Annotated in this window: 9 protein-coding genes and 1 pseudogene; all 10 read right to left on the minus strand. The window is 40.9% G+C overall.

The window, feature by feature from the left end:
• Positions 1–191: 191 nt before the first annotated feature.
• Positions 192–584 carry a nuclear transport factor 2 family protein gene (locus R7M72_RS23825; RefSeq protein WP_318056348.1) on the minus strand — a complete coding sequence of 131 codons (393 nt, stop codon included), beginning with the start codon at positions 582–584 and terminating at the stop codon, positions 192–194.
• A 145-nt stretch (positions 585–729) separates the two neighbouring features.
• Complete coding sequence (locus tag R7M72_RS23830) at positions 730–1,248, minus strand: GNAT family N-acetyltransferase (RefSeq protein ID WP_315956404.1); 519 nt, start codon at positions 1,246–1,248, stop codon at positions 730–732.
• Between the two features lie 152 nt (positions 1,249–1,400).
• Positions 1,401–1,730 (minus strand): hypothetical protein, encoded by a 330-nt coding sequence (locus R7M72_RS23835; protein ID WP_025769026.1) that lies wholly within the window; start codon positions 1,728–1,730, stop codon positions 1,401–1,403.
• Positions 1,731–1,895: 165 nt separating this feature from the next.
• Complete coding sequence (locus R7M72_RS23840) at positions 1,896–2,348, minus strand: hypothetical protein (protein WP_132937381.1); 453 nt, start codon at positions 2,346–2,348, stop codon at positions 1,896–1,898.
• A 239-nt stretch (positions 2,349–2,587) separates the two neighbouring features.
• Entirely contained in the window at positions 2,588–2,803 is a 216-nt protein-coding gene (locus R7M72_RS23845; RefSeq protein WP_258624071.1) for a hypothetical protein, read from the minus strand.
• A 297-nt stretch (positions 2,804–3,100) separates the two neighbouring features.
• Positions 3,101–3,913, minus strand: coding sequence for a DUF2971 domain-containing protein (locus tag R7M72_RS23850; protein WP_315956405.1), 813 nt, complete (start codon positions 3,911–3,913; stop codon positions 3,101–3,103).
• A 137-nt stretch (positions 3,914–4,050) separates the two neighbouring features.
• On the minus strand, positions 4,051–4,476 hold the full coding sequence (locus tag R7M72_RS23855; protein ID WP_054575550.1) for a hypothetical protein: 426 nt from the start codon (positions 4,474–4,476) through the stop codon (positions 4,051–4,053).
• Between the two features lie 137 nt (positions 4,477–4,613).
• Positions 4,614–4,985: a hypothetical protein gene (locus R7M72_RS23860; protein WP_239933001.1), complete on the minus strand. Its 372-nt coding sequence runs from the start codon at positions 4,983–4,985 to the stop codon at positions 4,614–4,616.
• A gap of 1 nt (position 4,986) precedes the next feature.
• On the minus strand, positions 4,987–5,484 hold the full coding sequence (locus R7M72_RS23865) for a hypothetical protein (RefSeq protein WP_239933000.1): 498 nt from the start codon (positions 5,482–5,484) through the stop codon (positions 4,987–4,989).
• 168 nt (positions 5,485–5,652) lie between these two features.
• Positions 5,653–6,146: pseudogene (locus R7M72_RS23870) on the minus strand (GNAT family N-acetyltransferase).
• Between the last annotated feature and the right edge of the window lie 99 nt (positions 6,147–6,245).

The following is a 6,245-nucleotide window of genomic DNA, read 5'->3' on the forward strand; positions in this document are numbered from 1 at the left end:
TACGACAATTTAGACTTTGAGCTTTTACCACTAGAGCTTGCGATATAGTTGCGTTTTTCCTCTTGCAAACTAACGCCGCGTTAAGGGGTGAACAACGCAAGCCCCCAAACCTAAATTATTGTGCCATAAACACAAAAGCTAAACTTTGAACCAAAACTGCCATGCGTTGAGAATCCCTCTTGAACGCTTTGTTATGTGCGTGCCTGCTCTTGCACGACCCTCACCCACTTGGAACGCCACTCCTGCACTTCCATTGGGTCTGGCCAGAACTCTTTCTGTTTACGGATAAGACCATTTTCTACCGTATGGAAAGTAATAGCACGCGCCTTTTGAACGCTATCAGTTACAGAAACATCAGTGACTACTGTTTCCCCATCGCAGACGATTGAATAAACGACGAACTCCCAAGTACCATTTGCTGGATAGTAGGAGTTAATTGCTATGAAATTGTCTCGTCCAACAATAAGCTCACCAGATTGAGGCCAAAACCCTTCAAAATCTGGGCTAAGCCACTCACTTGCTTTCGCGAAATCATTAGTTTTCATTGCGTCCCAAAAAGCTAAGACGACTTCCTTTGAATTCATTATTTCCCTCCAAGCACATAACGCCGCGTTAAGTAGTAAGCAACGCTAACCACCCAACCTAAACTATTGTGCCGTAAACACTTAAGCTGAATCAAACCGAAAATGCCACGCGTTGCGAATCTGCCTTAAACGCTTTGTTATACCGCTACTTACAGGCTACCCAATACCTAGCCACTGGCTCTGGAAAAACTTTACCCATAACCACTTTTTCAAACTTGCCACCATTAAATTCTATAACCTTACACGATGCAATATTGTCTTCATCTGCTGTAATAAGTGCCTCAGAAATACCCAACATTTTGGCTTTCGGTAACGCTAACTTGAGCATCAATTTACCATGACCAATTCCGCGGTGCGAAGGAGCAATATCATAGCCAATATGGCCTGCTTCTAAAGCTAGAAACTCGTTGTTGATATTATGACGAATACGAATAGCGCCCAAAATATTTCGATTGCCGTCGACAAACCAAAAGTGATTACATGGCACATAGCCATCAGGTAAATTTAAACCCTGAGCTTCATCTTGAAGCTGCTGGACATATCGCGTGAAATCTGAGACTCCGTTACGATAATATTCCGCATTGTCTACATCATTTTTAGCAAAATCTTGATAAAACACCGAAAACTCGGATTCAAATTCTAACGAGGGTGGAACTAATTCCATGTTTGATTTTTCTCCTTGCGGTATAACGCCGCATTAAGGTGTGAGCAACGCTACCACCAAACCTAACCATACCACCGTAAACACTATACCAACGATGGAATGAAAAATGCCAAGCGTTGGGAATCACTCTTAAATGCTTTGTTATGTGCGTACTATTTTGAGTTTCGAGGAAGCGAGATTGGAACTTTGAAAGCAATTCGCGAAGTAATGCTATCCTTGGTATCACCACCTTTACTTAATCCCAAACCTAGAACAGAGATTTTAGCTGAACCACTACCATTGTCTTCTGTTGCAACAGCAACATCGAACTCAACGGTTTGCATCAAAGTACTATTTTGAGCTTTAAGATGATTAGAAGACTCTCCACCTGCCATCGGCTTTTCATTAATAGATGCACCGAACTCTATGACTTCTTGCTGAGCTTGATGTACACCTTTACATATCATTATCAATGACTTGGCTACAAACTGATCCAATTCCATTTCTACACCCTACTTATTAACTATCATTAGAGCACATAACGCCTTGTTAAGGTGTGAGCAACGCAATACTGAAGCCACCGCATACCACCTTAAACACATAAACCAACGCAAAGTGAAAATGCCACGCGTTGCGAATCACTCTTGAACAATTTGTTAGAAGTTTGCTCACCTAGTGCTCCGACTTTCCCTTTTCGCGTCATGTGGGAAACAGTTTGTATACGCACGAGCGACATGACTTTTGCCATTATCATCTACGACGACACAAACTAGATTGCACGGATTTCCCAATGCACTCCGCCAATTATGATGACGATCCTCATAATCTACTTCAAATTCAACGTAAACGTATGCTGAGCTAACCCATTCAAACGGAATTGAACGTTTTACAAGCAACCTTTTAAACATCTTTGAATAGCGTTCAGTCATGAGATCAAAGTTCGGGTAATATGGAGCAATCTGTTGGGAACAAAGGTCTATTGAAACACACTTACTTTGAAGGTGGTCTACGAAAAGGTAAAGCTTACCGATACCCCAATAACCATCGATATCATTGTTTCTACTCCGAAACGAGCCAATAATGCCGCTTGCAATACTACCTAGTTCTCTCCTGCGTCCCATATTTATTCCTAAAACTTCTAACGCCCTGCTAAGGGGTGAGCAACGCAATACCGAAGCCGCCGCAAACCACCTTAATCACTAAATTCAACGCACAGTAAAAATGCCACGCGTTGCGAATCCCTCTTGAGCAGTTTGTTAGTTTGCAAACCCAAAGAGTTGATTTTACGTTATTTTAAACTTTGCAAACAACAAGCATTATGTGCTTTGATGCATTTAAGTCAGGCGTAGTCTCAAAGCAGCTAGTCAATGAAACCACTTGGAACAAACAACGCAGCAGAAAACGAACTCACAACACCAAAAAGCGCTTTTGGAAAACCAATCTCACAATGCGGACTTTCAACAAAGTCACTGAAACCACGTGGAACTTGCCACACCAAAGAATGCGTCATTTCAGCGAGTAGATCGGCTTTTATGCCAACAAACTCAACGAGCAGAGTTTCAGCGAAAAAGTTCAACTCAGTTAACCCAAAAGTCGCTGCATCAAAGATCAAATCAACCGTTGAAACGATACCAATTTGGGATTTTCACTACGCAAGTTAACACTGAAATTGAATGCCGATAAGACAATTTCGACTTTAAGCTTTTACCACTAGATCTTTCGATATAGGCGCGTTTTTCCTCTTGCAAACTAACGCCTTGTTAAGGTGTGAGCAACGCAATACCGAAGCCGCCGCATACTACCTTAATCACCAAAACCAACGCATAGTAAAAATGCCACGCGTTGCGAATCACTCTTAAACAGTTTGTTAGCTTTATTGGTTGATTGATTGTTCTGCTATTAAGTGCCATGAATGTACGTCAGGCTTACATTGCAACAATTTTAAATCTTTGCGTCCCCATGAGAGAAGGATCTCTTTAAGTTCATCACCGGAGAAATCATTCTTTTTAGTTACATTCTTATATACATGCCGACCTAAATATATTTCCTTAATAGCATTTTCTGGTATATCCAAACAATACAATGGACGCCCTGCTACTGAGATTTTATTCCAAGCGTTACTGCGCCCCTTACCGAAATGGTAGCTAAACGGTAGAGCTGATATGTCCTTAACAACTCGAACTTCCTCTTCGTAGCTCCACTCAATAGATTTATACAAAAATGCCCTTTTGACTAGATTAAACGAGTCAGAGTTAAATTTGATGCCATTTCCTATACTCATCAGTTCTTCACTACTTAAAGTAGGTAAATTTTTATGTGGCTTGGTTGCCGAATAGACAATTTCTCCATACTGACAAGGTATGACGCACGCATCTTCATCTGTAAATCCAGCTAATTTAGCATCAAAACCAATTACCACACCTTGATGTTCATCTCCATAGTGAGCCCACATCAATGGATTCAATGGTTGCCTAGTAAGTGAAAGCACACCATAGTTTCTTGAAAAACGATTTTTACACGCATTCGTAGCCATGCTTGCAGTTACGAATGAATCACTACCATCCTCGAATCCAAAAGCGGTGCATTCAAATGGGTCGTTCAGGTCTTCAAGACAAGAGAAGCCAAGTGATGAATTTTCAATAACAGAAATAGCCGCTTTAAACGACATATATTTATACAGAATCAACGTTTATCCTCAAAAAGCTAACGCCGCATTAAGGTGTGAGCAACGCTACCACCGAACCTAAACCATTACACCGTAAACACAAAACCCAACCTTGAACTGGAAATGCCAAGCGTTGGGAATCACTCTTAAATGCTTTGTTAGCTTTTGTACACTGCGATGTCAGCATTTTCTAGTTGATATCTTTGTAACAACACCATTGCCTTTTCAGAAACTAAGAGTAGCCCATCATTTGTTACGCTAAAATCGTCTTTACCGATGGTTCCGGATACTTGGAGCCACGAAAAACGAGGTAAAGTACACTCTGGATACAGTTCTTCAAATACGTCAGAAGTAGATATTTCAGCCACTTCCAGATTATATCCTGACAACTGCGATGAACTTAAGGCCGTGGCTAAACGTTCAGTGACTAAAAAGCATGGAAATGAAGTCAATAAATCATCACCTAACCACCCATCAAACTGAAAATGTAGCTTTTCTATTATCGGTGGATGCAAATCGAAATTTGCCAAAGTATTTTCACCCAAACTCCCAGGAACTTCTGGCTCGATCAAATATTGACTCACTTTACTCTCCCAAAGAAAGCTAACGCCCTGTTAAGGTGTGAGCAACGCAATATCGATGCCGCCGCATAACACCCTAAACATAAAACGCAACGCACAGCAAGAATGCCAAGCGTTGCGAATCACTCTTAAACAGATTGTTAGGTGTTCTTTTTACCCACTGACGGGAAGAATATGTCATCTAACGCAGATTCAGCAGCTTCGATAATGTCATCTGTTGGTTCAGGATCTAAAGATGACTCGACATCATTGATCTCATCCATCCAATAAATGTACTCTTCATCGCTAAACTCACCAGCTTTCTTTTTCTGCTGAGTTTCAATAAGCTCGATCATTGCCATTGTAAGTTGCTTTACTACTTCTGTTGGCTCACTACTATAACCATCTTCAAAAATATCTTTTTGATAGTCATCGTAAAACGCAGCTTGTTTTAAGTAACGACTCAAATAGTAAAATGCATCTCTTGCATCAGACAGTTCATGGTTTTCTACGAGAATTCTAAGTGTCGTCATTTTAATCGATCCTAATAATGTCAAAAGCTGATTGGGGTAAATCTGATAAAATATACTCATGAGAAAGAGGGTTTGCTCGATCTTTAACATCAACCTTTTGGTAATAAGGTACTGCTTCTAATCGAGATATTACACATAACAGAGGCTTGAATAGTTGGTCTTTCGCATTTTTTGTAATGTAAACTATTTCGTCATGCTGATCTTGGGTGATCTTTCCCATTTTAAGCATTATTGATGCGCCTTTGCGAATGCCTCTTCTATTCAAATCTATTTTAGTATTATGATGATCAGCTCCATCAACTTCTTTTTTCAAAGTACTATATATTTCGATGGGCGAAGAACTCGGCGGAACAGTAAAGTGAGGGGATTCAAAGTCTGAGCCAAAGTACGGAGTACACCACATATAGTGTAAATCTTTATAGTATTTTTTGTTGATATTGTAAGCCAACGTCGTCATTGCTGAATACAATATTGGATGAGTTATGTCATTCAACGACATTCTTAACCTCTTTTTTATTATTGATGAATATTAAGGCACTAGGACACCTAACGCCGCGTTAAGGGGTGAACAACGCCACCACCCAACTTAAACCATTGTGCCATAACCACAAAAGCTAAACTTTGAGCCAAAACTGCCAAGCGTTGAGAATCCCTCTTGAACGCTTTGTTATGTGCGTGCTAAACGGTAGCGCCTTACAGTGCCCTCATTTTCACTTGTGTAGTTGCCGAGATACTCACCGCCACAGTTTTCGATAACCTTTTGGGATGCAGGATTGTCAATTGAACAAGTAACAATAATTGCGTCAGTGACAACGTGCTCTTGCACCCAAGCGAGGAGAAATGAGGCTACACCTTTACCACGAGCTGACGGTCTAGTTTCGTAGCCAACATGCCCAATGACATTTTCTACGTTGGTATTAGTACCTTTGCGAACTCGGATTGCACCTAAAATTTCAGAGTTCGATACACAATAGTAAGTTGTGCTGGGCAAGTATCCGTTTGGTAACTCGGAAGTTGCCTTAGAACGTTCGATCAAACCTGACAAATAGCGTTCGGATTTTTCTCTACACCCGAATATTTAGGGATACCTGAATCTAGGCATTCTTTCGCGTAACTGGCTAATATTGGAGCCAAATCAAGGCTGGCCTCTACCACTTCCATGTCAATTTTCCTTATAAGCACATAACGCCCTGTTAAGGGGTGAGCGACGCAATACCGATGCCCCCGCATACCACCTTAACCACTAAAACCAACGCATAG

The sequence above is a fragment of the Vibrio sp. YT-18 genome (genome assembly GCF_033337345.1).
In the GTDB taxonomy this organism is placed as follows: Bacteria; Pseudomonadota; Gammaproteobacteria; order Enterobacterales; family Vibrionaceae; genus Vibrio; species Vibrio alginolyticus.